The 24,100-nt window shown below is 63.2% G+C and carries 25 protein-coding genes; 13 read left to right on the top strand and 12 right to left on the bottom strand.

Going from position 1 to position 24,100, the window contains the following annotated elements; all coding sequences use genetic code 11:
- Nucleotides 1-21: 21 nt before the first annotated feature.
- Nucleotides 22-1,608, bottom strand: a complete 1,587-nt coding sequence (gene ggt, locus HYH07_RS19290) for a gamma-glutamyltransferase (RefSeq protein ID WP_220003972.1) — start codon at nt 1,606-1,608, stop codon at nt 22-24.
- Between the two features lie 183 nt (nt 1,609-1,791).
- On the opposite strand from ggt, the gene HYH07_RS19295 reads away from it, so the two are divergent.
- Nucleotides 1,792-2,559: a rhodanese-related sulfurtransferase gene (locus tag HYH07_RS19295; protein ID WP_220003973.1), complete on the top strand. Its 768-nt coding sequence runs from the start codon at nt 1,792-1,794 to the stop codon at nt 2,557-2,559.
- Nucleotides 2,549-2,767: a SlyX family protein gene (locus HYH07_RS19300; RefSeq protein ID WP_220003974.1), complete on the top strand. Its 219-nt coding sequence runs from the start codon at nt 2,549-2,551 to the stop codon at nt 2,765-2,767. The genes HYH07_RS19295 and HYH07_RS19300 overlap by 11 nt, the downstream gene beginning before the upstream one ends.
- Nucleotides 2,768-2,773: 6 nt before the next feature.
- Here the strand turns inward: HYH07_RS19300 and HYH07_RS19305 are convergent, their stop codons facing one another.
- Together HYH07_RS19305 and HYH07_RS19310 are read right to left on the bottom strand one after the other, a co-directional pair.
- Nucleotides 2,774-4,678, bottom strand: coding sequence for a diguanylate cyclase (locus HYH07_RS19305; protein ID WP_220003975.1), 1,905 nt, complete (start codon nt 4,676-4,678; stop codon nt 2,774-2,776).
- Between the two features lie 167 nt (nt 4,679-4,845).
- Nucleotides 4,846-5,061 carry a hypothetical protein gene (locus HYH07_RS19310; RefSeq protein WP_220003976.1) on the bottom strand — a complete coding sequence of 72 codons (216 nt, stop codon included), beginning with the start codon at nt 5,059-5,061 and terminating at the stop codon, nt 4,846-4,848.
- 112 nt (nt 5,062-5,173) lie between these two features.
- Here HYH07_RS19310 and hemE point away from each other — a divergent pair, with 112 nt between their 5' ends.
- The 4 genes from hemE to HYH07_RS19330 all read left to right on the top strand — a co-directional run bounded on the left by hemE (nt 5,174) and on the right by HYH07_RS19330 (nt 9,496).
- Nucleotides 5,174-6,208 carry a uroporphyrinogen decarboxylase gene (gene hemE, locus HYH07_RS19315; RefSeq protein WP_220003977.1) on the top strand — a complete coding sequence of 345 codons (1,035 nt, stop codon included), beginning with the start codon at nt 5,174-5,176 and terminating at the stop codon, nt 6,206-6,208.
- 184 nt (nt 6,209-6,392) lie between these two features.
- Nucleotides 6,393-8,024 (top strand): MASE4 domain-containing protein, encoded by a 1,632-nt coding sequence (locus HYH07_RS19320; protein WP_220003978.1) that lies wholly within the window; start codon nt 6,393-6,395, stop codon nt 8,022-8,024.
- A gap of 497 nt (nt 8,025-8,521) precedes the next feature.
- A complete protein-coding gene (locus HYH07_RS19325; protein ID WP_220003979.1) occupies nt 8,522-9,199 on the top strand; it encodes a serine hydrolase in 678 nt (225 codons plus the stop codon).
- Nucleotides 9,200-9,235: 36 nt separating this feature from the next.
- A complete protein-coding gene (locus HYH07_RS19330; protein WP_220003980.1) occupies nt 9,236-9,496 on the top strand; it encodes a hypothetical protein in 261 nt (86 codons plus the stop codon).
- Between the two features lie 244 nt (nt 9,497-9,740).
- Here the strand turns inward: HYH07_RS19330 and HYH07_RS19335 are convergent, their stop codons facing one another.
- Together HYH07_RS19335 and HYH07_RS36350 are read right to left on the bottom strand one after the other, a co-directional pair.
- Nucleotides 9,741-10,259: a protein phosphatase CheZ gene (locus tag HYH07_RS19335; protein WP_220003981.1), complete on the bottom strand. Its 519-nt coding sequence runs from the start codon at nt 10,257-10,259 to the stop codon at nt 9,741-9,743.
- A gap of 317 nt (nt 10,260-10,576) precedes the next feature.
- Complete coding sequence (locus tag HYH07_RS36350; RefSeq protein ID WP_228749647.1) at nt 10,577-11,527, bottom strand: sensor histidine kinase; 951 nt, start codon at nt 11,525-11,527, stop codon at nt 10,577-10,579.
- Nucleotides 11,528-11,683: 156 nt separating this feature from the next.
- Between HYH07_RS36350 and HYH07_RS19345 the strand changes: the two genes are divergently transcribed.
- The 4 genes from HYH07_RS19345 to HYH07_RS19360 all read left to right on the top strand — a co-directional run bounded on the left by HYH07_RS19345 (nt 11,684) and on the right by HYH07_RS19360 (nt 13,706).
- Nucleotides 11,684-12,028, top strand: coding sequence for a response regulator transcription factor (locus HYH07_RS19345; RefSeq protein ID WP_220003982.1), 345 nt, complete (start codon nt 11,684-11,686; stop codon nt 12,026-12,028).
- 209 nt (nt 12,029-12,237) lie between these two features.
- The gene (locus tag HYH07_RS19350; RefSeq protein WP_057756911.1) at nt 12,238-12,465 is read left to right on the top strand and encodes a hypothetical protein; all 228 of its coding nucleotides are present in this window, start codon (nt 12,238-12,240) and stop codon (nt 12,463-12,465) included.
- Between the two features lie 321 nt (nt 12,466-12,786).
- The gene (locus tag HYH07_RS19355; protein WP_220003983.1) at nt 12,787-12,924 is read left to right on the top strand and encodes a hypothetical protein; all 138 of its coding nucleotides are present in this window, start codon (nt 12,787-12,789) and stop codon (nt 12,922-12,924) included.
- A gap of 560 nt (nt 12,925-13,484) precedes the next feature.
- Complete coding sequence (locus HYH07_RS19360) at nt 13,485-13,706, top strand: hypothetical protein (protein ID WP_220004027.1); 222 nt, start codon at nt 13,485-13,487, stop codon at nt 13,704-13,706.
- Between the two features lie 151 nt (nt 13,707-13,857).
- Here HYH07_RS19360 and hemC read toward each other — a convergent pair whose 3' ends face one another.
- Nucleotides 13,858-14,838 carry a hydroxymethylbilane synthase gene (gene hemC, locus HYH07_RS19365; RefSeq protein WP_220003984.1) on the bottom strand — a complete coding sequence of 327 codons (981 nt, stop codon included), beginning with the start codon at nt 14,836-14,838 and terminating at the stop codon, nt 13,858-13,860.
- Between the two features lie 105 nt (nt 14,839-14,943).
- On the bottom strand, nt 14,944-15,534 hold the full coding sequence (locus HYH07_RS19370; RefSeq protein ID WP_220003985.1) for a TetR/AcrR family transcriptional regulator: 591 nt from the start codon (nt 15,532-15,534) through the stop codon (nt 14,944-14,946).
- A 100-nt stretch (nt 15,535-15,634) separates the two neighbouring features.
- Between HYH07_RS19370 and HYH07_RS19375 the strand changes: the two genes are divergently transcribed.
- Complete coding sequence (locus HYH07_RS19375; RefSeq protein WP_220003986.1) at nt 15,635-16,000, top strand: nuclear transport factor 2 family protein; 366 nt, start codon at nt 15,635-15,637, stop codon at nt 15,998-16,000.
- A gap of 158 nt (nt 16,001-16,158) precedes the next feature.
- Here HYH07_RS19375 and HYH07_RS19380 read toward each other — a convergent pair whose 3' ends face one another.
- The 4 genes from HYH07_RS19380 to pgm form a co-directional block, all read right to left on the bottom strand.
- Complete coding sequence (locus HYH07_RS19380; protein WP_220003987.1) at nt 16,159-17,139, bottom strand: PDR/VanB family oxidoreductase; 981 nt, start codon at nt 17,137-17,139, stop codon at nt 16,159-16,161.
- A gap of 7 nt (nt 17,140-17,146) precedes the next feature.
- Nucleotides 17,147-17,893, bottom strand: coding sequence for a GntR family transcriptional regulator (locus tag HYH07_RS19385; RefSeq protein ID WP_220003988.1), 747 nt, complete (start codon nt 17,891-17,893; stop codon nt 17,147-17,149).
- A gap of 3 nt (nt 17,894-17,896) precedes the next feature.
- Nucleotides 17,897-18,946 carry an aromatic ring-hydroxylating dioxygenase subunit alpha gene (locus HYH07_RS19390; RefSeq protein WP_220003989.1) on the bottom strand — a complete coding sequence of 350 codons (1,050 nt, stop codon included), beginning with the start codon at nt 18,944-18,946 and terminating at the stop codon, nt 17,897-17,899.
- Nucleotides 18,947-19,238: 292 nt separating this feature from the next.
- Nucleotides 19,239-20,885 (bottom strand): phosphoglucomutase (alpha-D-glucose-1,6-bisphosphate-dependent), encoded by a 1,647-nt coding sequence (gene pgm / locus HYH07_RS19395; protein WP_220003990.1) that lies wholly within the window; start codon nt 20,883-20,885, stop codon nt 19,239-19,241.
- A 298-nt stretch (nt 20,886-21,183) separates the two neighbouring features.
- On the opposite strand from pgm, the gene HYH07_RS19400 reads away from it, so the two are divergent.
- Nucleotides 21,184-21,555, top strand: a complete 372-nt coding sequence (locus HYH07_RS19400; protein ID WP_220003991.1) for a cytochrome c family protein — start codon at nt 21,184-21,186, stop codon at nt 21,553-21,555.
- Nucleotides 21,556-21,653: 98 nt separating this feature from the next.
- Nucleotides 21,654-22,796 (top strand): S9 family peptidase, encoded by a 1,143-nt coding sequence (locus HYH07_RS19405; protein WP_228749648.1) that lies wholly within the window; start codon nt 21,654-21,656, stop codon nt 22,794-22,796.
- On the opposite strand, the gene HYH07_RS19410 is transcribed toward HYH07_RS19405, so the two are convergent.
- Complete coding sequence (locus tag HYH07_RS19410) at nt 22,782-24,095, bottom strand: DUF6895 family protein (RefSeq protein WP_220003993.1); 1,314 nt, start codon at nt 24,093-24,095, stop codon at nt 22,782-22,784. The genes HYH07_RS19405 and HYH07_RS19410 overlap by 15 nt on opposite strands.
- Between the last annotated feature and the right edge of the window lie 5 nt (nt 24,096-24,100).

Here is a 24,100-nt window from a genome sequence, read left to right on the forward strand (position 1 = left end):
GCGAGGAACCTCGCGCGACGATCAATAGCCGAGCGCGCAACCGTCCTTGCGCGGATCGGAACCGCCGGTCAGCGTGCCCTTGTCCCAATCGATCCAGATCGCCTGGGCGCCGCCGAGCGGGCCGACCACGCTGGTGGTCTTGTGGCCAAGCTTCTTCAAGCCTTCGACGACCGCCGCCGGCACGCTGTCCTCGAGCTGGTACTGGCCCTCGTAGTGCAGGCCTCGGGGCATGTCGATTGCCTCCTGCACGTCGCAGCCATAGTCGAGAACGTTGGTCAGCAGATGGGTCTGCCCGGTCGGCTGGTACTGGCCGCCCATCACCGCGAACGACATCGTGGAACGGCCGCCCTTGGTGAGCAGGCCCGGCATGATCGTGTGCAGCGGGCGCTTGCCGCCTTCGATACAGTTCGGATGGCCCGGCTGGATGCGGAAGCCGCCGGCGCGGTTCTGGAACAGCACACCGGTCTTGTTGGAAACAATGGCCGAGCCGAAGGAATGCGCGACCGAGTTGATGAACGAGCAGACGTTGCGATCCTTGTCCACCACCGTGATGTAGATGGTCGAGGGATTCATCGGCGGCGCGACATTGGGCAGGTCGAGCATGCCGTCCATGCGGATCTTGCTGATGTATTCGTCCGCAAAGCCCTTCTCGAGCATCTCGGCAACGTTGATCCTCATGTGGTCGGGAGAGGCGACATGCATCTCCCGGTTCATGTAGGCGATGCGCGCAGCTTCCGCCTCGAGATGGAAGCGCTCGACGCTGACGGGCGCGTATTTGGCGAGGTCGAAGCGCGACAGGATGTTGAGCATCAGAAGTGCGGTCACGCCCGGACCGTTCGGCGGGCACTGCCAGACGTCGTAACCCTTGTACATGGTGCCGATCGGCGTCGTGACTTCGGTGGTGTGCGCGGCGAAATCGTCGAGCGTATGCAGGCCGCCGATGCCGCGCAGGGTCTCGACCATGTCCTCCGCGATCTCGCCCTTGTAGAAGGCGTCGCGGCCGTCCTTGGCGATCGCGCGCAGCGTCTTGCCGAGCTCGGCCTGGCGGATGACATCGCCGGCGACCGGCGGCCTGCCGCCCGGCAGCAGGTAACGCACGGCGTTGGTACCGTTCTTGAGCTTCTCGAACTGGTTCTTCCAGTCGAAGGCGATGCGGGGCGCGACGACATAGCCTTCCTCCGCAGCCTTGATCGCGGGCTGGAGCAGACGGTCGAAACCGAACTTGCCGTGGTCGCGCAGCACGGTCGCAAACGCATCGATCACGCCGGGGATCGAGACCGCATGGGCCGAGGTCAGCGGCACGGAATTGATCTTGCGCTCGAGATACCAGTCGGCGTTGGCGGCCTTTGGCGCCCGGCCGGAGCCATTATAGGCGATGATCTTGCCCTCGCCGCGCGGTTGGATCAGCGCAAAACAATCGCCGCCAATGCCGGTCGACTGCGGCTCGATCACGCCGAGCAGCGCTGAACCCGCGACAGCCGCGTCCACCGCCGTGCCGCCCTCGCGCAGCACCTCGATCGCGGCAAGAGAAGCCTGCGGATGCGAGGTCGCCACCATCGCGTTGGTAGCGTGGACCGTGGACCTGCCGGGGAAATGGAAGTTTCTCATCGAAGTTTTGCTCTCTCAGCACCGTGGGACGCGCGCCGCGCCGTCTCGGAAAAACCGGACCTTCATGACACATTCCTGGCCGTCCGGGCAATGCTGGCATACCAGGGAAATGGCTGCCATTCCCTGGGAATAGAGCTGTGCGTTGCGGGTTTTCTGGGCGCCGGCCGCCTGCTAAACGGGCGCATGATTTACAAGGTCTGCGCCTTCTACCAATTCGCTGCCCTGCCCGATTTCCGCGAGCTGCGCGAGCCGCTGCGGGCGTTCTGTGCCGGCCTGTCCCTCAAGGGCAGCGTGCTGCTGGCCCATGAGGGCATCAACGGTACTATCGCCGGGTCGGCCGACGCAATTGACGCCTTCGCCCATGAGCTCGCACATGGAGCTATGTTCGGCGGCCGTCTGAACAATCTCGAGCTGAAATGTTCGACAGCCGAGGCGATGCCGTTTGGCCGGCTCAAGGTGCGGCTGAAGAAGGAGATCGTAACGCTTGGCGATGCGGCCGCCGATCCGACCCGGCAGGTCGGCATCTATGTCGACGCGCGCGAATGGAACGCGCTGATCACCTCGCCCGACACGCTGGTGCTCGACACCCGCAACGCTTTCGAGGTGGCGATGGGGACGTTCGAGGGTGCTGTCGACCCCGACATCAAGAGTTTTGGCCAGTTCAAGGACTTTGCCGCTCAAAAGCTCGATCCGGCCAAGCATCGCAAGATCGCAATGTTCTGCACCGGCGGCATCCGCTGCGAGAAGGCAAGTTCGCATCTGCTGGCGCGTGGCTTTGCCGAGGTCTACCACCTCAAGGGCGGCATCTTGAAATATCTGGAAGAGGTGCCGGAGGCGCAGAGCCGCTGGCGCGGCGAATGTTTCGTATTCGACGAACGTGTCGCGCTTGGCCATGGTCTGCAGGAAATTGGTCTCCGCGAACGGGATGAGGGGCACGCCGGTGACGAATGACATCAAGACGCTTGCCGAACGCATCGACGCGCTGGAGATGCGCCTTGCCTATCAGGACGACACCATCGAGACGCTGAACCAGACCATCACCGCGCAGTGGAAGCAGATCGATGCGTTGACGCGGAAGGTCGCAGAGCTCGGCGAGCGGCTGCAGGACGCCGAGACCAACGCGCCGGGCCCTGCCAACGAGCGCCCGCCGCATTATTGAGCGCGATTACTGACCTGACGCTCTGGGCAACAGGTTCATGACCTCGCCGGACATCATCAGCCGGTCGCGGCCGGCATCCTTGGCGGCGTAGAGCGCGCGGTCGGCGGCCTCCACCAGCGAGCTCGTGCCCGCGGTCCGCTCCACCGCCGGCCGGCAAGCCGCGCCGCCGACCGAGACGGTGACGCATGGCCCTGCCGGATTGGAGGCATGAACCAGGCCGGCATCGCGGATGGCGTTGCGGATCCGCTCACCGAGCCGGGCGCAACCGGCGGCATCGGTGTTCGGCAGCAGCATGGCGAATTCCTCGCCGCCATAGCGGGCCGCGAGATCGCCGCCCCTCTGCACCTCGGCCGCAATGGTCTTTGCCACCACGCGCAGACAGGCATCACCCGCGGGATGGCCATATTCGTCGTTGTAGGCCTTGAAGTGATCGACGTCGATCATCAAGAGGCCAAGGCTGGAACGGTCGCGATACGCGCGCGCCCATTCCTCCTTCAGCCGCTCGTCGAAGCGGCGGCGGTTCGCAAGCCCGGTGAGGCTGTCCTCGATCGCCAGGGTCTCGAGCCTCGTCTCCAGATTCTTCTGCTCGGTGATATCGCGCGAGATCGCGACCACGCCGTCGACAGTGCCGTTCTCCTTGCGCGTCACGTGCATGGTCGATTCCAGCCAGACCTCGGACTTCTGCCGGTGCACGTTGCGGTAAGTGACGCGCGCTTCTTCCGTCTCGCCACGCTTCATGGCATCGATGATGGCCTGGACGTGCGGGCGGTCCTCCGAATGGATTCCGGCGAGCGCCTCCGTGCCGATCAGCTGATTGGGCCGCCAGCCGACGACGCGGTTGGACGATGGCGAAACATAGCGCAGCCGCTCGTCGAGCCCGATGCGGGTGACCATGTCGCTGGAGCCTTCGGCGAGCAGGCGGAAATGCGCCTCCTTCTCGATCAGGGCCGCCGCCATGCGCTGGCCGCGCTGCAACTGCCGCACCAGCACCGCGCCGATGATCGCGATCAGCATCACCAGCGCGAGCACATACAGCATGCGCGAAATCGCCGCAGCCCGCCACGGCGCCAGGAGCTCGTCCTTGTCGACGGTCGCGAGCACAAGGAGCGGGTAGCTGCTGCTGCGCTTGAAGAAACTGACTCGTTGGGCGCCATCCAGCGGCGACTTGAAATGATAGACGCCGCTTGGTCGCTGTAGGCTCGGGTCGCGAAACAGCGGCCCGTCGGCGACGCTGCGTCCGACGAACCGCTCGTTGTTCGGATTGCGCGCGATGATCAGGCCGTCGCCATGCACGAGCGCGATCGAGCTGTTGCGCCCGATCTCGAACTGCTCGTAGAAGTGCGAGAGGTAGCCCGCGCTGATCGTTGCGAGCACGACGCCGCCGAAGCTGCCATCCGGCTTGTTGAACCGGCGTGACAGCGTGACGATCGATTGCCCGTCGAGCAGGCTCTTTACGGGATGACCGACATAGGCCTCGCGCTTCGGCGAGAGCTGATGGTGACGGAAGAACGTATCGTCGCTGAGCGTCGATGCGATGGCACCAGGCGCGGTCAGCCAGTTACCCCGGTCGTCGATGATGGCGAGGCTGTGGATGCGCGCGACCGCCTTCTTGCGGGCGTCAAGGATGCTGCCGAGTTTGGCGATCGTGGACGGGTCAGTGCCGTCTATCTCGAGACGGCTGACGACACCTACAACGCCCGAATCCAGCAAATCGAGGCTGTCCTCGGCGTGCTGCGTCAGGGAGCGGGCGACGTTCGCCATCTCGGTCTCGGCACCCCTGAGCACCTGATCGCGCGCGGCCCATTCGCGCCAGCCGCTGACGCCGAGGATCGCGACGCAAGTGAGCACGACGAAAGCCGCCGCGCGCAACGGCAGGCGGCTCCATCCGGCTCTCAGTGAGGCGACGTTCATGCGACAGAATTCTCCAACGGGGGGGAAATTCTGCCGCTTCTCTTAGTGAACTCTGAAGCCCTGACAGCGATTCGCATTCATCTACGGGCTTTTCCGTACTCCTACGGACCGGGACTTCGGCAGATCACTAACAAGGTCTTAGCAAACCTGTCGGAAACTCGCGGTCCCTAGCTGAAGATCGCCTTGACCTTGTCCCACAGGGAAGGATTGTCGGCGTCCGCATCGGCCTTCGAGGGCGTCGGCTGCGTGACGCTGACCGGATCGGAGGCGGGAAAGCTATCCTTCAACCCGGTGTCGAGCTTGGCGTGGCGATCCGCCGCGAGGGCTTCGCGCAGGTCCTCGGCATGCTTGTCATGCGGCGCGGGATTGAATGTCTGGGCCATGCAATTCCTCCTCCATTGGCGGGGTCAACGCGGCGCATTTGCGCTGGTTCCCCTGTTCCGCTTCCGCCCGCGGCGGTATATCAGGAACCTCAACTCTGCATCAGGACGATCAGTGCCCCAGTCTGCGACAAAGCCTTTCATCGACGTGCTCTCCGGCCAGCGGCAAGCCGTGCCGCCTTTGTGGATGATGCGGCAGGCGGGCCGCTATCTGCCTGAGTATCGCGAGGTGCGCGCCAAGGCCGGCGGCTTCCTCGATCTCTGCTTCAATCCGGAGCTTGCGGCCGAAGTCACGCTGCAACCGATCCGAAGGTTTGGCTTCGATGCGGCGATCATCTTCTCGGACATCCTGGTGATCCCCCATGCGCTCGGCCGCGCGGTGCGGTTCGAGGTCGGCGAAGGTCCGCGGCTCGAGCCGCTCGATGATCCGGCCAAGGTCGGAACGCTCGCCGCGCAGGCCGACTTCGGCAAGCTGCAGCCGGTGTTCGACGCGCTCAGGATCGTGCGCGGCGCGCTCGACCCAAAGGTGGCGCTGATCGGCTTCTGCGGCGCGCCGTGGACGGTTGCGACCTACATGGTCGCGGGCCACGGCACGCCCGACCAGGCGCCGGCGCGGATGATGGCCTACCGGCACACCGAGGCGTTCGCGAAGATCATCGACGTGCTCGTCGAGAGCTCGATCCAATATCTGCTGGCGCAACTCGAAGCCGGCGCCAACGCCTTGCAGATCTTCGACACCTGGGCTGGCGTATTGCCACCGGCCGAATTCGCCCGCTGGTCGACCGAGCCGACGCGGCGCATCGTCGACGGCGTGCGCGCCAAGGTGCCTGATGCGAAGATCATCGGCTTCCCGCGCGGCGCCGGCGCGCAGCTGCCTTTCTATGTCGAAGGTACCGGCGTCAACGCCGTCAGCATCGACTGGACCGCCGAGCCCGCCTTCATCCGCGAGCGGGTGCAGAGCCGCGTCGCGGTGCAGGGCAATCTCGATCCGCTGGTGCTGATCACGGGCGGCGCGGCACTCGACCGCGCGGTCGACAACGTGCTGGCAAATTTTGCGCAAGGCCGCCTCATCTTCAATCTCGGCCACGGCATCCAGCCGGAAACGCCGATCGCCCATGTCGAGCAGATGATCAGGCGCGTGCGGGGGTGACAACAAAAGCCGCGAAAACAACCCCATGCACAGTACAAATCATTGGAGAATTCGCGCCGCACCTAATTTGATTTTTCCGAATATCGTTTGACCCGTCGGGCAAAACAGATGTAGGATGGCATCATCCCGCTGGTCGTAATTCGCAGGCTGTCAGCGACCGGTCGACGTTAGACGAGGCGACCGTTTGATCTGTGATGACGCACCGCAACGCGATGGACCGACGGGCAAAGCTGATGTCGCTCGGTCGGCAGAGCAAGATTTCCCCTTGGTTTTTGCAAACTTGCCTGCCGACAGGCATCATCAGACTGTGGCAACCGGAGTGGCGTTCCTGCTGGTTGCGGCGGCAGTGGCAATTGCGCCTTTCGCAAGTATTCAACTGGGTCGGATAGATGCCTTTATCCCGGTCCTGCAAACAGCCTTGGCCATTGCGGATGGCGTAACCGCATCTCTTCTGTTTGCACAATATGCTATCCAGCCGCAGCGGGCCCTTCTTGCTGTCGCGAGTGCTTACATTTGCAGCGGCTCGTTCGCATTTCTGCAAACCCTGTCATTCCCTGGCGGCTACGCTCCCAACGGTCTTATCGGTGACGGCCTGAACACGCCGGGTTGGTTGTACGTTCTCTGGCACACGACGTTTCCGGCGGCGATCCTGATCTACGCGCTTACCAAGCATACGGATGGAGCCGAGCGGCCCAGGGGATCGATCAGGGCAACAATCCTAGCCACTGTTGCGGCGGTCATGTCGATGGTTGCGGTACTGACTTGGATCGTAGCGACAAAGGCGCAATATCTTCCCAGCTTTTACACCGACGACGTCAGGCAACAGACGCAATTCGGCAACCAGATCAATCTGGTTTTGGCGCTATGGGGAGCGACAACTCTCGCTGTTCTGCTTTCTCGCCGACATACGATCCTTGATCTGTGGTTACTTGTGACATTGCTGGCTTGCATGCCGAACTTCCTGGTGGCGATGTTCGCCAGCTCGGTACGATTCAGCGTCGGCTGGTACGCTGCGCGCGGCTTTGTGCTTGTCAGCAGTTGCATGCTTCTGGTGGTCTTGATCATCGAAACGATGCTGCTTTATTCTCGTCTTGCCAGTGCCATTGCACTGCAGCGACGCGAGCTCGCATATCGGAATTTAAGCATACAGGCTGTCACGGGCGCACTTGCCCATGAGCTGAGAAGTCCCTTGGCGGCCATCACACTGAATGCCAACACGGCGCGTCTCCAGCTGCGATCGGCGCCAGTCAATGTCGCGGACATCGAAGAACTACTTGGTGACATCGAAGCCGACGGCCTGCGGGCAGGCGCAATCATTTCCAGTATTCGAGAGCTGACCACAAAGGAAGTCCATCAAGGTACGTCAACCAACCCTGCAAGTTCGGCGCAACTCGCCTTGCGGTTGCTCAAACACGATCTTCGGGCTGAGGGAATCACCGTAACTGCGGAGCTGGAACATGACCTGCCGGACGTGAGCATAGACGGGTTGGAGCTCCAGCAGGTACTCCTAAACCTTGTCAGGAATGCCATGGATGCGATGAAGGCGCGCCCTGCGGCGGCAAGACTTCTGCAGCTCAAGGCCAGCTTCGATGGTCAATCGAACGTAGTTGTATCCGTCCACGACTCCGGACCCGGAATTCCTGACCAATACCGAGAGCGAATTTTCGATCCATTCTTTTCCACCAAATTGGAAGGAATGGGCCTGGGGCTCGGCATCTCGGCAAACTTGATTGAAAAGAACGGAGGCAAGCTGAGACTTGGAAAGTCGAGTTCAGAAGGTTCGGTCTTTGAACTAGTGCTGCCTGTCGCAGGATGAATATTGCGACGTTCGATTCAATCAAAATTGGCTTTCCACCCTAAATCCTTTTTTGCCTCTCCACCGAGAGTTCCTCACAACCACGATAATGGCGTTTTCAGCTCTAACATTATCAAAAGGCAAGAACGCCTGGGTGCTTATGATGCGATACCTCGCTGAATCCGCACTCAATGGCCTGACTTCGAGTATCAAGGCTGCACATAAATCCGGTTGCCTCGCTTATCTTACCTAGCCATTCGGCGCGGTGACGCTGGCCGAGACGCTAGGACGGGTCCGAACGTAGCGACAGTTCTTTTGCACGCCGAGGCCTGCGCTTGCGCAACGCGTCGATTGCGAGATGCGCATAGTCGGCGGCATCCCGACTGCCAATCATTTCGGTCTCTTCGAGGGTCCAAACCAGATATTGAACAGCGGCCTCGGTGTCATCGTTAAGATTGGTTATGCCTCTCATTTCGACTTTCTGCTACAAAGACAGCGGTCTTTGGAAACTCCTTCAAGTGTCTCATTTTTCAGCATCAGCCCTTGAACAGCTCATTGCCGACGCGCGGGTCCCCGGTCTGTCCATGGCGATCGTAAGGGATGGTCAGGCAACAACGCGAATTACTGCCGGTGTCCGCAACTCGCACGACAGGATTGCAGTCGATCCACAAACGGTCTTTGCGGCGGCCTCGCTGTCCAAGCCTCTATTCGCCTACTGTGTTCTCCGACTCGTCGGTGCGGGTAAGCTCACACTCGACGCCCGGTTGTCGCAATACGTCCCGGACTATGTGGCAGACGATCCCCGTGCGGCCACCATCACCATACGCCACGTCCTAAGCAACACATCTGGACTTCCCAATTGGCGTTCGGCCGAACATCCGCTCAAGACCGTTCCGGGGGAGCGCTTCAGCTATTCCGGCGAGGGCTTCGTTTGGCTTCAACGCGTCGTCGAATCGGTCACCGGCGAAGACCTCGATACAACTATCCGTCGTTTGATCTTCGAACCGCTCGGCATGAATCGATCAAGCTATGTTTGGCAGTCAGCATTCGAAACGAACCATGCGGCCCCGCACGACGCGGAAGAAAAGCCCGGCACGACAATCAGGCGGCTCGTGCCCAACAGTGCGGCTTCGTTGCTGACGACGGCGGAGGACTACGCTCTCTTGCTGACGGCAGTGTTGTCGGGGACAGGATAAAAGCGAGAAGCCGCTAGCGATTGGCTCGAACCACAGGTGCGCATCCAAGACGCGCAGATTGCATGGGGACTCGGCTGGGGTCTTGAGACAGATACCAGCGCCTTTTTTCAGTGGGGCGACTGCGATCGCGGGAGATTTAAGGCCTTCGCGATGGGCTCGCAGCAACAAGGATGCGCGATCGTCGTGCTGACCAACGGCTTTCATGGCATGGCGATCATGCCCAATTTGGTCGGCGCAGCCCTGCCCGGTCCCCACCCGGCTTTTTCGTGGCTGGGCTATCCGGCGTTTTCTGGATAGGTGACCTGGTCCGCATTCAGGCTCATCCCAACACGTCGATGGCGAAACCGAGGTGACAAATCGGATGTCGGCGTATGGGTCCGTAGTTGACCTTGCTCAGCATTGCGGCACGGACCGGTTTTGGCCCCAAGCCGACGTGGACACCCCGCCCTCAGACCCGCTTTGGAATGAGCCTCAGGAAAACCCGGCCAAAGAAGCAAGTCTCCGCAAGTGAACCGGTTAAGACGAAACTGGTGCCATCTGTTTACGCGAACAGCTTGTCGATGTCGTCCTGGGAAATCGCCGCGCTCGGCCGCTGTGGGCCCTGCAGAAAGTCCGGGGCGCTTTGGACAGCAAGCTCGGCGGCTAGCCGTGCCAGCTCCTCTTTTCCCCACATGCGGACCAGCCTGTTGATGTGGTCCTCCATAAACTGCAGCGACTTGATCACTCGAGTGATCCGCTGCCCTGTAAGGTCCTGAAATGCGCAAGCCTCGAACACCTTGTTTGAGCTATTGGCGATCTCATCGCATACTGACGCGGCGGTCGAATCGTTGACGCTCTGCAACTTCGCGACGCTGTCGCCGATTGCCTCCATGCTTTCGAGGATCGCATTTCCAGCTGCCTCCGTGTTCTCGACGATCGCGTCGAGGGTGTCTGTCATCGTCGCGAAACTGCCCTTGGTGTCGCCTTGAAGAGCGGCAAATTCCCGCCGCATGCTGCTGATGTGGCCGAACATCTCGACCAAGAGCGTTTTCAGCATCCTCTCTTCTTCTGGCGCAATCATCAGAGATCTCCGAATTCCGGGGCAAAACGTCGCGATCAGGGCTGTCCCTACGCGGCGAGGTTGCCCTTAGAGCGACGCGCGAGGTCAGCCCAAGCCAAAGCAACCCGAAGCCACTTCTGGCGTTCAGCCGGGCAACTCGCGGCAATGGCTTTCCTCATTGCAGCGAGGGCTTCTGCTTCCTGGTCAGGCTCCCGCATCATGAGCGTGATCATTCCCAAAAATTGTTAAAGCGGATGAAATTCGACACCCCGGGAAAATACCGAACGAAGAGAAGGTTCTCGGCGCCTGGCGGAGCTGACGCTCGCTTCCCTAGCGAGCTATCGGGGATGCGCCCGCACCCGGACCTTGAGGCCGGGATCGAGCCGTTGGTAGGACGTTTCGCCTTCGAGCTGTTGGGCCAGCAGCTGAACGATGCGCGACCCCAATCCGCCCGGCTCTTCCCCCTCCCGCAGACCTACGCCGTTGTCGGAGACCGAGAGCTCGATGCCGCTGCCACTCGAGAACGCGACCGCGATGTGGCCGGGTCTGTCGCCGGGAAAAGCATACTTGATCGCGTTCGTCACAAGTTCGTTCGTGATCATGCCGATCGCGAGCGCGTGGTTGCTGGCGAGGTCGACGTCCTCGCAGACCACCTGGAAAGCGACCGGTCCGGAAGGAGCCAAGGACTGGAAGACCTTCTCGACGACGTCGTTCAGGAAATAGCGCATGTTCACCGAGCGAGAATCTTGTGTGGGCGAAAGGTGGTCGTAGACCTCCGCCATCACCTGCAACCGACGGGCAGTGGATTCCAGAGCGGACTCGACTTCGGGACCGCCGTGCCTTGCCTGCAACCTGATCATCCCGCCGAGGATCGCCAGGTTGTTCTTGGTCCGGTGGGCCATCTCTTGCAGAAGCAAGGCCTTGGTCTTGTCCGCCAGCATGACCCGCCGCAGTTCGGCGCGCTCGAATTCGGCGACAGCGGCCGTCCCGGCTGCGGTGATCGCGAAGAGCGCATTGGGCGCGAAATAGTCGATGCCGTTGGTGCCGGCATAGCTGAGATAGGCGCCGACCGCGACGGCGATGATCGCGGCGAATATTCCGGACCCGCGGTCGAAGATCAGGCCCGAGAGAAACACGCCGGGGAGCAGCAGGAAATACCCCGGCGAGCCGGTCTGCATCTGCAAGACCATCTGCAGTACGGCGCAGCCCAGCATCATTGTCGCCGAGACGCCGTACCGGACGGGAGTCGGAAGCCGGTGCTCAAGAACGAGCGGATAGAGCCTGTTCATAAATTGAAAAAACGCCTGTCCGCGATAGCCGTTCCTCGCCTTGGCGCACCAGGTCCAAGCATCGGCCCCGGCTCTCCTGCAAACCTCGGATGGGGAACGACCCACATGTTGCGCCGTTCGATTGCTTGATAACGCAAGCGATTTTAAGAGCCAGCAGTGAGCGTACTTCTTGTTGAGGACGACCCTCTGATCCGCGAATTCGTCGTCGAGGCGCTGCGCGAGGCAGGCTATCACGTGATCCACGCGAGCAACGGCGAGGAAGCACTGGCCTGGTGCAAGCGCCGCGTCGCGGATGTGCTGGTCACGGACGTCACGCTGCCGGGACAGATCGACGGGTGGCAGATCGCGGAGCGATACCGAGAACAGGATCCGGAGCTGCCGGTCATCTACGCCACCGGCTTCTCGCCAACGACACCACGCCCCGTCCCGGGCAGCCGCATCGTGAAGAAGCCCTTCCATCCAGAGGAACTCGTCCGGACCATCAGGGAGATCGCAGAGTAAAGAGTAAACGGGCGCGGCGTCTGTTTAGTCGATCTCTACGCAGGACGCGCGCTCTCGTGTCATCGATGGCGGGAGGCAGCCCACATGGAAAGGGCCGCTGTTCATCCCTGTGACGAGATTCCAGCGTTCCGCCGCGCTGGGAAAAGGTGGAACTTCGGCCGAGCCTCCTCATTAGCAGTGACTACTTGGCCCTGTTTGAGGAGAACACCATGAAGAAGCTGATCGTATGCGGCGCACTCGCCGCTTTTGCCCTCGTGACCCAAGCGGCCACCGCCGCCGAGTTCTACATCGTTCGCGACGCGACCACCAAGAAGTGCACTGTCGTCGACACCAAGCCAACGACCACCACCACGACGGTCGTGGGCGACGGCGTCTACACGACCAAGACGGAAGCCGAGTCCGCCGTGAAGACCACAAAGGTCTGCACCGAGCAATAACCACTCGGTTCACATGCACTAAGCGAAGATGTGATTGCAGAACGGTTCGTCCGGTGCGCCGGACGGGCCGACGACATGCGGGGCGCGGGGGATGCCTTACCAAGTGAAGTTCGGCGCGCTGATAGTCATCGCAGCAACGGCGAACGAAGCGCTCAAACTATTTTATTTTGCTCTGGCCGGTGTCTTAGTAAGGCCCATCTGGCGGTAGTGCTCGCGGCCAGCCCATTAACTTGTGTGAATGCGAGAACATAACATTTGCTTTACTGATGGCTGTTCACCGGCAGCGATTGAGATCTGGTGACTGAGAGGTTTTCCAAGCCCATGGCCGACAAGGAAGCGCCAGCGAAGCAAGTCGTGCGCCACACTCCTTTGACCATCGATGAATTGCGACAGATGGTCCGCGAGGACATCGAGGAACAGCGGAAAATCGCAGATAGTTTCCCCCGCAAGATGCACTAAAGCCCGTTGCGGGAACAAAACAGTCGGACCCAAATTTGTGTTCGGACATCACGCCTCGACAACGTGAGACCGAAGCAAAAGGCCTCAGCTCGGCGCCAGCCCCGGAGCTGAGGCCTTTTTATCGCCTGTGTACATTTTTGCACCAAGTCCCGGAACGGAATCAGGTGTTCCAGAATCTTTCCTGCACTTGATATTTGTTAGGGAATGCCGTGGTTACGAAGAACACCCGAGAAGTAGCGGCGACGCTGCTTAAGCTGGCCAAAACGAGCTCCGACCCAACCGTGGCGGCTGGCTTCATCGAAAGGGCCGCCGACCTCAAGGAGCGGATAGACGACGAAGGGCTGCCCAAGGCCGACGGGGGTCCGCCTCCCAACATTATCCAGCGTCAGTAAAGCTGCCTCAGTTCGCCTCTTTCATTCGCGAACCCGTCGTTCTGGCACTTCATCCTGGTTGACTGCCACAAGTTAACGGCGCACGCTGGAACCATCACCGTCCGATCCGAGGCTTCTATCGGTGACTGAGAGACCTGTCGCGCTCCCGCCGAACACCGGGAGGCGGTCATGACGATCAATCGCCTGCTTGAAGATAGCCGGCTTACGCCAGAGCAACGGCACGTCTACGAACTGGCCTTCAACGCAACCCTGCGCAAACTCGATCTGGTAGATCGCCGTGATCCCATTTGCGATCTTGTTGCCCGCAAGATCATTGAGATCGGTTCAAGCGGCGTGACCAATGCTATCGTGCTTGCCGAGATCGCCAGCAAGCAGCTCGACCCAAGGTAAGCCCGAACCTATGGGGACATGGCCGAAAGCATGATCCGGAAAAGTGCGAAGCGGTTTTCCCTCGCGACATCAGCGGAACGCGTTTGCGCGGAGATCATGCTCAAACAACAACCTAAAGCGCGATGACGATTCATCCTGGTCTCATCGCGCTTTAGCGCGGCCGACTGCGCTCGATGATCTCGGCGGCTCCCTTCGCCAGGAGATCGAGACCCACCGCACGACCAAGCTCGCGCGGCCGGTTGGCCGGCCCCGTGCGCGACGCTTCGATGATGGTGTTGCCGGAGAGATCGAGGACCGACGCTGTCAGCGACATCTGATCGCCCGCGATGGTCGAGAAGCCCGCCACCGGCGAATTGCAGTGGCCGTTGAGCACCCACAGCACTTCGCGTTCGGCATCGGCAGAGGCATGGGCTGAGGGATCGTCGATCGACGAGAGAATCTGTCGCGTCTGCCAGTCCCGCGCCGCGCATTCGACCGCGACGATGCCCTGCCCTGCGGCCGGCAGCATCTCCGCCGCAGTGAACTCGTAGGCGATGCGGCTGGAAAGACCGACGCGATCAAGTCCCGACCGCGCCATGATCAGCGCATCCGCGGGTCCCACCGCGCCGCCGTCCGGCAGCTTCTGCTTCTCACGATGATCGAGCTTTCGCACGCGGGTGTCGGCGGCGCCGCGGAAGTGAATCACCTCGACGTCAGGAAACAGCCGCCGCGCATAGGCGGCACGACGTACGGCATTGGTGCCAATTTTGAAGCCTTTGCCGCGCGACTGGTGCAGCGCTTGCAGCGTCACGCCCGCGCGCAGCACCAGTGCATCGCCGGGCGGATCGCGCGACAGCGTGGCGCCGATGACGAGGCCCGGCGTGTCCTCATTGCCGGGCATGTCCTTCAGCGAATGCATCGCGGCCTGGAGCTCGCCCGCAAGCACGGCGGCGCGGATCTGGGCGACGAAGGCGCCGCCCTTGCCGCCATGGGGCAGCAGCTTGCTGGTCTGGTCGAGATCTCCCGTGGTGTCGAACTTGACGATCTCGACGTCGAGACCTGATACGGCCGATGTCAGGCGGCGCGCAATCTCTTCCGTCTGCGCCAGCGCCATCGCGCTCTTGCGGGTGCCGATCCGTAGTCGCATAGCCAAGCCGTTCTCCATCCAGCACGTTTGTCGCGTGCGCGTCATTGCCCATACGACAGGTTCAGGCCGGATGATAGACGGTTGCCGCGCTCAGCGCAGACATTAGCACAATCAATCCCGCAGACGCAGCGCCTCGACCAGCGACTTGAAGGCACGGGCATATTCCGCGCCCGCCCTTGCGATATCCGCGCGTCCGGCGCAGGCGACTGCGGCCTCCGTCACCGCGCCGAGCAGCAGCCGCGCCAGCGGCTCGACCGGCTGTTTGGCGATCAGGCCGGCCTCCATCGCGGCAGCAATCGCGCGCGGCATCTTGCCGCCAAAGTGTTTTGCATCGATCTCGCGCCAGCGCTCCCAGCCGAGCACGGCGGGACCGTCGCGCAAGATGATCTGGCCGGTCGCACCCTTGGCGGTCGCGGCAAAATAATGCTGGGTGCCGGCGACCATGGCGGAGAGCACGTCCTTCTCGGTCCGCGCGGCGCCGTCGATCTCGACGACGAGGTCGCGCGAGACGAGATCGAACACCGCTTCGAATACGGCTTCCTTGGTCTTGAAGTGATGATAGACCGCGCCCTTGGCGACGTCGGCTGCCTCCGCGATGTCATCCATCGTCGTGGCGGCGAAGCCCCGCGCCCCGAACAGCCGCCGCGCCGCTGTCAGGATCGCCTCAGATGTCGCCGCCCGCCGCTCCGCCTGTTTGGCCATGGGTTTGGTCTAATCGAATTCGCTTTCCGCGGCCAGTTGACTTTTCGACCGACGGTCGGTATTTACCGACTAACAGTCGGTTTTCTCAAGAGGTGCCGCCATGCCGAGCCGTGACGTCGTTGAAGCCTTTGCAAGGCATCTGGAGGCCGGAGAGTTCGTCGAAGCGATCGAGCAATTCTACACGCCCGATGCAGCGACCTATGAGAACAACGCGGCGCCGACGGTCGGACGGGACAAGCTCGTCGCCAAGGAGCGTGGCGTGCTGGCGGCTTCCAAAGAGGTCAAGGCCGTGCGCGTCGGGCCGAGCCTGATCGAGGGCGACAATGTCGCGAGCCGCTGGATCTTCAGCTTCACCAACGCCGAAGGCGTCACGCGCACGCTGGAGGAGATCGCCTGGCAGACCTGGCGCGGCGACAAGCTGATCGAGGAGCGGTTCTATTACGACCCGAAACAGTTGGGGCGGTGACGCCTAACGCACCGCTGTCATCGCCCGGCTCGACCGGGCGATCCAGTACGCCGAGACGGTTGTGATAGAGCCGAGAGGCCGCGGCGTACTGGATGCCCCGGTCAAGCCGGGGCATGACAGCGAAGAAGTTGCAGGCGATTTTTGCGGCGTAGATGCCCTCAAACCGCATCCGCCCGCAGCAGCGTGTCCACGGTGATGGTGCCACGTGCCCGCGAGACGCAGGTGCAGATCTTGGTGTTGCTGTGCTTCTGGTGATCGCTGAAGAAGACGTCGCGGTGGTCGATCTCGCCCTCGACAGCGACGACGTCGATGGCGCAGAGGCCGCACTCGCCGCGCTTGCAGTCGGAGATCACCTCAAAGCCGCTGGCGTTGAGGACGTCGAGCATCGAGCGCTCGCGCGGGATTTCGAGCTCCACATCGGAATCCTTCAGGCGCACGCGAAACGCTTCTGTCGGCAGCGTGCCGCTGGAGCCGAAGGTTTCGTAGCGCAGATCGGACAGCGGATGGCCGGCACCGATCCAGGCATGGCGCGCGGCATCGAGCATGCGCATCGGGCCGCAGAACAGCGTCAGCGTGCCCTTGGGCAGCGAGGCGAACAGCGCGTCGAGATCGAGCCGCCTGCCCTCGTCGCTGGCATGGACGACCAGGCGGTCGCCGAGCATGTCGGCGAGCTCGTCGAGATAGGCGGCATCCGCGCGGCTGCGCACGGCATAATGCAGGGTGACGTTGGCGCCGCGGCGCGCGAGCGCTTGCGCCGCGCCGACGATCGGGGTGATGCCGATGCCCCCGGCGATCAAGCAATAGTTGTCGCGCTCCCAGTCGACGGCAACGAGCGAAGCCGGCCGGGTGATGTCGAGCCGCGCGCCGGCTGCGAGCTGCCACATGTAGCGCGAGCCGCCGCGCGAATCCTCGGCGCGGCGCACCGCGATCTTGAAGCCTTGCGAGGTCGCTTCGCCGACCAGCGAATAGGACCGCGTCTCCGGCTGGCCGGCAATTGTGACGCTGACATTGATGTGGCTGCCGACCGGATAGGCTGCGCCGTCGAACTGGTCGGGCAGAATCAGGAATTCGCGGATGCCGGGCGACAGATCGCGGGTCGCGACCAGCGTTGCGGGAATCCAGGTTTCGACGAAGCGCATGGTGCCCTCAATCGGTTGCGGTCTTGATCAGCGCGAGCGCCGGCAAGAGGTCGAGATGGGTTCGGTTGCGCAGCGCGAGCCGCAGGTTTCGCACCGCAAGCCGCGCGTGCTCGCGCATGATCGCTTCGGCCCGCGCGCCTTCGCGGTTCTCGATCGCGTCGATCACGACGCGGTGGTGCTCCTGGCCGATGATCAGGATCTGCTGCGCCTCCGGCAGCGCCGACTGCGCCATCACGAAGCCGCTGGGCGAGGCAAACGGCAGCGCGGAGGCGCGGTCGATCTGCCGGATCAGGGGCGGGCTGCGCGACAATTCGGTCAGCAGCGCATGGAAGCGCGCGTTCAGCGTGACATAGGACGAGAAGGCCTCGATCGAAATCGGCACCTGGCCGAGCAGCTCGTCGATCGCGGCCAGGCACTCTTTCAGCGGCTCGAGCTCGCGCGCGGAGACGCCGCGCTCGGCGGCAAAGCGTGCGGCGAGACCTTCCAGCGTGCCGCGCAGCTCGATGGAATCGGAGATGTCGCGCTCGGAGAACGCCTTCACCATGAAGCCGCCGGAGGGGATCGCCTCCAGGAGCCCCTCCTCCTCCAGCCGCACCAGCGCCATGCGCACCGGCGTGCGCGAGGCGCCGGTGGTTTCCACCGCCTGAAGCTCGGAGATGCGCTCGCCTGGACGCAACGATCCGGACAGGATCTGGTCGCGCAGCGCGAGCTGCGCCTTCACGGTCTGCGAGACGGAGCGGTCGAGCTCGGCCATGCCCTACTCCGCGGCCTGCAGATGCTGCGGTCCGTTTTCCTTCGCGATCATCCTGTCGATCAGCTTGCGCATCCACATCGCGCCGGCATCGATGTTGAGATTGTAGAAGATGCGGTCCGGGTTCTCGTCCATGGCGCGCTGCTGCGCCTCCAGGATCAGCTCGTCCTCGCGGAAGATGCCGGAGACGCCTTCGCGGATCTCGGTGGTGATGCGCTGCTCGCCGATCTGGTAGTTGCGCACGAAGGCCCAGAAATAATGGCAGGTCTTCTCGGTCTCCGGCGTGATGGTGTTGAGCACGAAACCGTTGACGCCCTGCGAGCGATCACCCTCAGGCGCGCCGGTACCCGCAGGCGCCACGCCGACGTCGATGGCGATGGTGCACGGCGCCTCGAAGCGGATGATCTGCCAGCGATCGACCAGGCCGGGCTTGCCGAGTTGCTTGGCCCAGAACGGCGGCGCCTCGATGCCGCGCATCCAGCGCGTCACGGTGACCGTCTTCTCGCCATGGGTGACGTCGAACGGCGCTTCGGCAACGGCATCATTGCCGATGGAGGAGCCGTGCACGAAGGTCTCGTGGGTGAGGTCCATGAGATTGTCGAGCACGAGGCGGTAGTCGCAGGCAACGCGGATGGTCTTGCCGTCACCGGCCCAGGCGGGATCGTGATTCCAGTGCATGTCGGGCACCAGCGCGGGATCGGCGAGTGCGGGATCGCCCATCCAGAGCCAGACATAGCGGTGACGCTCGACCACGGGATAGGCGCGCACGCAGGCGGACGGATTGATGGTCTCCTGCGACGGCATGAAGGTGCAGCGTCCTTGCGCATTGTATTTCAGGCCGTGATAGCCGCAGACCACGGTGTCGCCTTCGAGCCGGCCCTTGGACAGCGGCACCAGACGATGCCAGCAGGCATCCTCGAGCGCGGTCACCGCCCCGTCGGCCTTGCGGTACATCACGACATGCTTGCCGCAGATCGTGCGCGGCAACAGGGCCGGCTTCACCTCCGCGTCCCAGGCGGCGGCGTACCAGGCGTTCATGGGAAAGGGTTTTGTCATGGGCGATCTCCCAGGGCTGTTGTATGCGTTATGTATACAATAACTCAAGGACGGTGCCGTTCAAGCCCATAATTTGAGTGTTATAATACCTATAGTTGGATTGATGTATACATATGGAACAGCTGTCATTCCCCGCGAAGGCGGGGAATCCAATACGCCGCGGCGGTCATTGGGTTCACACAACTGCGGCCGCGGCGTACTGGATCACCCGCTTTCGCGGGTGATGACAGCGGAGGGATGCGGCGAGCACTCCCTCTCGGAGCGGCAGCTTGGGAGCGCTCGGCGTAGGTCCCTAAGCCGCGAACACCTTGGCGAGCCCCGCCTGAGCCTCTTCCTGAATCCGCTTCAGGTGCTCGGTGCTGCGGAAGCTTTCGGCGTAGATCTTGTACACATCCTCGGTCCCCGACGGCCGCGCCGCGAACCAGCCGTAGTCGGTCTCGACCTTGATGCCGCCGAACGGCTGGCCGTTGCCTGGCGCCTTGCTCAATGTTGAGCGAACCGGATCGCCGGCGAGATCCTTCAGGCCAAGCCGCTCCGGCGTGACGGATTTCAAAATGGTCTTCTGCGGCCCGGTGGCGGCGACGTCGATGCGGGCGTAATGGGGCACACCGAACTCGGCGGTGAGATCGCCGAACAACTGGCTCGGATCGCGGCCGGTCCTGGCCATGATCTCGGCGGCGAGCAGGCCGAGGATGATGCCGTCCTTGTCGGTGGTCCATACCGTGCCGTCGCGGCGCAGGAACGAGGCCCCTGCACTCTCCTCGCCACCGAAGCCGAAGCCGCCGGTGAGCAGACCATCGACGAACCATTTGAAGCCGACCGGCGTCTCCACCAGCTTGCGGCCGAGCTTCCTGGCGACGCGGTCGATGATCGAGCTCGACACCACGGTCTTGCCGATCGCGGCATCCTTGCCCCAGTTCGGGCGGTGCGCGAACAAATAGGAGATCGCGGTCGCCAGATAATGGTTCGGATTCATCAGGCCGCCGGTGCGCGTCACGATGCCGTGGCGGTCGGCGTCGGTGTCGTTGGCAAAGGCGACGTCGAAGCGGTCGCGCATCGCGATCAGGCTCGCCATGGCGTAAGGCGAGGAGCAGTCCATGCGGATCTTGCCGTCCCAGTCCACCGTCATGAAGCGGAAGGTCGGGTCGATCGCCTCGTTCACCACGGTCGCTTTCAGGCCGTAGCGCGCGATGATCGGATGCCAGTAGTGCACCGCGGCGCCGCCGAGCGGATCGATGCCGATGTTGACGCCGGCGGATTTGACCAGCTCGAGATCGACGACGCTGCCGAGATCGGCAACGTAAGGGGTGATGTAATCATGGCCGTGCACGGTCGACGATTTCAGCGCCCTGGCATAGTCGATGCGCTTGATGCCCTTGAGCCCATCCGCAAGATAGGCGTTGGCGCGCTTTTCGATGACGGAGGTTGCGTCGGTATCGGCCGGGCCGCCATGCGGCGGATTGTATTTGTAGCCGCCGTCTTCAGGCGGATTGTGTGAGGGCGTGACGACGACGCCATCGGCAAGGCCGCTACTGCGGCCCTTGTTGTAGGTCAGGATCGCATGCGAGATGACGGGCGTCGGCGTGTAGCCGTGGTCCTTGTCGATCATCAACTCGACGCCGTTGGCCGCGAACACCTCAACGGCGCTGGCGAGCGCCGGCTCGGCCAGCGCATGGGTATCGATGCCGATGAAGAGCGGACCGGTCAGCCCCTTCTCTTTCCTGTAGTCACAGATGGCCTGCGTGGTCGCCAGGATATGGCCTTCATTGAAGGTGTTCTTGAGCGAGGTGCCGCGATGGCCCGACGTGCCGAACGCCACCCGCTGCGCCGGGTCGGCCGCATCGGGCTTGCCGGCGAAATAGGCGGTCACGAGCCGCGGAATGTTGGCGAGCGCGTCCGGCGAAACCAGCTTGCCCGCCGCGGGATGAACATCTGCCACTGGGATATCCTCGTCCTGTCCTTAAAGGGATTGCGGCCCACCATAGCATCGGCCGGGAGCGCGCCAAGCCGGTTGGCGGGCCGGCCAGATGCCAGATCAACGATCAATCGACAACGCCGATCCTCCACGGGGCGATCCATCGGAAATCGCAGATGGCGATCTCGTACTTTGGTGCCGGATATCGGTTGATTCAGGACAAGGACGCCGTTGCCCGGCGCGGCGCACGATGCTCCCCGTTTTATGAACGAAGGCGGACCTGCAGGATACACCTGAAGATCCCGTGATTGGGGCGATCACCATGATTGGACGTCTGTTTTTCACGCTCATGCTGGCCAGCGCCGCGTCGTCGGCCTGCGCCGCGGAGGGCGATCCGGCGGCGGGGAAGGCCGTCTTCCAGCAAACCTGCGAGAACTGCCACGCGGTGGTGATCGGGGTGAACAAGGTCGGCCCAAGCCTCTGGAATGTCGTCGGCCGCAAGCCTGCCGCTGTCCCGGACTTCGCCTATTCTGATGCCATGAAGGCCAACAAGGAGGCCTGGACGCCAACAGCGCTGGACGCCTATCTCGCCGATCCCCGCGGCGACGTCCACGGCGTCAAGATGTTCTTCAAGGGGCTGGCCAACCCCACAGATCGGGCCAATGTCATCGCCTATCTCCAGACGCTGAAGTGAACGATCGGGGCGGACGTTAGAGCGATCCGAACGAGGCCGGTTCGCCGGGTCATGCGGGTTCTGTTATGATCCGCAACGGCCACGGAGAATCATCCACCATGGGCTTTGCGCGCTGGCGTCTGCCCGTGCTCATCCTGCTCGCCATAGCGGGGGTTGGGGCTCGCGCCAACGCCGGCCAGTTCTACACCGAGGACCTGCGCATCCCGATGGCCGAGGCCGGACCGCAGGGGCTGGAGGCGTTCCTGGTCCGCCCCGCGGGCACCAAGCGCTATCCGCTGGCGCTGCTTAGCCACGGCTCGCCGCGCAGCTTCGAGGACCGCGCAACGATGTCGGCGCACAAATATTACGGCATCGCGCTGGAATATGCCCGGCGCGGCTTTGCTGCACTGATCGTGATGCGGCGCGGCTATGGCACCTCGCCCGGCGGACGCGTCGACAGCGTCGGCGGCTGCGCCAAGGCCGCCTATCTGCCGGCAGCGGCGATCGCGGTCGCGGATTTACGCGCGGCGATCGATGCGATGAGCCGCAGGACCGACGTCACCACCACGGGCATGATCGCGGCCGGCCATTCAGCCGGGGGACTCGCCACCGTCGCGCTGACCGCGCAGGCGCCAAGCGGCCTCGTTGCCGCGATCAGCTTCGCCGGCGGCCGCGGCTCGCGCGACGATGACGACGTCTGCAATCCGGAGGGGCTGGTGCAGGCCTTCGCGACCTTCGGCAAGACCTCGCGCGTGCCGATGCTGTGGGTCTACGCAACCAACGACCTGTACTTCGGACCCGATCTGGCGCGCCGGTTCTATGACGGATTTCGCGCCGGCGGCGGCGCCGCCAAATTCGTCGCGGCGCCGCCCTACGGCGATGACGGCCACTATCTCTACTCCGTGGCGGCCCGCCCGCAATGGACGCCCTACATCGACGCCTTCCTGCGCGAGCGCGGGCTTGGCCACGACGTGCTGAGCCTGCCTGATCCGCTGCCGCCGCCTGCTCATTTCAACGACGCGGCGAAAGCCGAGTTCGCGCGCTATCTCGACAGCACCGTGCCGCACAAGGCCTTCGCGGTGTCGCCGAACGGCGGCTACGGCTGGCGTTCGGGGCGCAGCACCGTGGACGAGGCGCAGCGCGATTCGCTCGCGGCCTGCATGAAATGGTCGCCGACCTGCACACTCTATGCCGTCGACGACCAGCTCGCCTCCGGCAGCGTGCAGGGGATGGCCACGGACCAGCTCTCACGCTCGCGATAGGCGCGAGACTGCGTGCCGGCCATCCACCATCGCGCCCAGTCGCGAGAGATACTCGGCCGACTGGCTGCACACCGCGGTGTTCGCCATGCCGTGCGCGATGGCCGTCTGCAGCAGATGCACCATCCGTGCGGCGTCACCGCTGCGGCTCGACCGTATCAGCGCAACATCGAGCAGAAACGGCGCCAGCGCCATCTGCTCGCGCGCATCCAGCGACTGGAAAACGTTCTCCCAATGCGCGCCTGTCCGGGGTATCGCGGCATACAACATCTCGATGATATCCATCTGATATGCGGCACCTGCGATGTCGAAGGGCGACGCCATACCGTCCCTGAGCGACACCGCACACAACATGCCCATCACGTAAGCCGTGTGATAGGAGGTCGCGAGCGCGCATCTGGTCTTGTCGTGTCCGTTCAACCGCTGGATCCGGCCCGACGCCGAGCGTCCTGCAGGGAGAAATCCGACCTTGTCCTCCAGCGAGGCGAGAACGCGAAAGCCGAACGCAGCGGCCGGACTCCAGTGCGACGACAACAGCGGCCACGCCATCAGCGCTTCGCCCGCAAGGTCATAGTCCTCGACGACCAGCGCCCGGGCGAGCACAGACCCTGCCTCGTCGAGAAACTCGCCGCTCGGCCGCGGCAACGTCACCTGCCACGCCCCGAAATTGGTGGCATACATCGGGGCATGCGTGTGCGCATAGGCGTCATCGCGCGTGCCGTTCAACAGATCGATCGGATTTCCGAGCGCGGTCCTGCGCGCGATCTCTTCACACACAGGGCCCGGCCGCTCGCTGCGCCACAGCGCATCCAACCAGAGCACTTCGAGCTCGCGGTACGGCACCACTTCGTGCCCGGCGCGCGCGGACGCCGACCAGCTTCGCGCCAGCAGCTCGTCGAAGCCCGGGTCGGCGTGGCCGAGTGCACTCAGCAGGATGTGCGGCGTCGCGAGCTGGAGGCAGACCGACGGATAGCGTACGACGTCCCAGCGCATCTGCTCCGAACGCGCATAGGGCACGAGATCTCGCAGCGGCGCCGCTGTGCCGACATCGGGCGCGTAGCGCGCGGCTACATAGAGCAGCATCGCGGTTTCGGCGAGCGGCTTTTCCGCGGCGAAATTGCCGTCCGGGACCTCCGCACCGTCGAACCCGTCCTTGCCGAGAAACTGGAGCGTCCGCTCGGCGATGCGCACGGCGAGCTGCAGGCGTCGCCGCAGATCCTGGGCAACTTCCGCGGCGTTCGCGGCGCCGGCCGCAATGCGGTTGCAACCCGGCGCGGCAGTCCGATCCTGCAGATTTGGCATGGGCG

Source organism: Bradyrhizobium sp. BR 10261 (genome assembly GCF_019455395.1).
Classification (GTDB): Bacteria; Pseudomonadota; Alphaproteobacteria; order Rhizobiales; family Xanthobacteraceae; genus Bradyrhizobium; species Bradyrhizobium manausense.

Bases quoted from the DNA above. Each gene is read 5' to 3' on its own strand.
- ggt (WP_220003972.1), bottom strand. From the start codon at position 1,608: ATGAGAAACTTCCATTTCCCCGGCAGGTCCACGGTCCACGCTACCAAC.
- HYH07_RS19295 (WP_220003973.1), top strand. From the start codon at position 1,792: ATGATTTACAAGGTCTGCGCCTTCTACCAATTCGCTGCCCTGCCCGAT.
- HYH07_RS19305 (WP_220003975.1), bottom strand. From the start codon at position 4,678: ATGAACGTCGCCTCACTGAGAGCCGGATGGAGCCGCCTGCCGTTGCGC.
- HYH07_RS19310 (WP_220003976.1), bottom strand. From the start codon at position 5,061: ATGGCCCAGACATTCAATCCCGCGCCGCATGACAAGCATGCCGAGGAC.
- HYH07_RS19335 (WP_220003981.1), bottom strand. From the start codon at position 10,259: ATGATTGCGCCAGAAGAAGAGAGGATGCTGAAAACGCTCTTGGTCGAG.
- HYH07_RS36350 (WP_228749647.1), bottom strand. From the start codon at position 11,527: ATGAACAGGCTCTATCCGCTCGTTCTTGAGCACCGGCTTCCGACTCCC.
- HYH07_RS19350 (WP_057756911.1), top strand. From the start codon at position 12,238: ATGAAGAAGCTGATCGTATGCGGCGCACTCGCCGCTTTTGCCCTCGTG.
- HYH07_RS19355 (WP_220003983.1), top strand. From the start codon at position 12,787: ATGGCCGACAAGGAAGCGCCAGCGAAGCAAGTCGTGCGCCACACTCCT.
- HYH07_RS19360 (WP_220004027.1), top strand. From the start codon at position 13,485: ATGACGATCAATCGCCTGCTTGAAGATAGCCGGCTTACGCCAGAGCAA.
- HYH07_RS19370 (WP_220003985.1), bottom strand. From the start codon at position 15,534: ATGGCCAAACAGGCGGAGCGGCGGGCGGCGACATCTGAGGCGATCCTG.
- HYH07_RS19375 (WP_220003986.1), top strand. From the start codon at position 15,635: ATGCCGAGCCGTGACGTCGTTGAAGCCTTTGCAAGGCATCTGGAGGCC.
- HYH07_RS19380 (WP_220003987.1), bottom strand. From the start codon at position 17,139: ATGCGCTTCGTCGAAACCTGGATTCCCGCAACGCTGGTCGCGACCCGC.
- HYH07_RS19385 (WP_220003988.1), bottom strand. From the start codon at position 17,893: ATGGCCGAGCTCGACCGCTCCGTCTCGCAGACCGTGAAGGCGCAGCTC.
- HYH07_RS19390 (WP_220003989.1), bottom strand. From the start codon at position 18,946: ATGACAAAACCCTTTCCCATGAACGCCTGGTACGCCGCCGCCTGGGAC.
- HYH07_RS19400 (WP_220003991.1), top strand. From the start codon at position 21,184: ATGATTGGACGTCTGTTTTTCACGCTCATGCTGGCCAGCGCCGCGTCG.
- HYH07_RS19405 (WP_228749648.1), top strand. From the start codon at position 21,654: ATGGGCTTTGCGCGCTGGCGTCTGCCCGTGCTCATCCTGCTCGCCATA.
- HYH07_RS19410 (WP_220003993.1), bottom strand. From the start codon at position 24,095: ATGCCAAATCTGCAGGATCGGACTGCCGCGCCGGGTTGCAACCGCATT.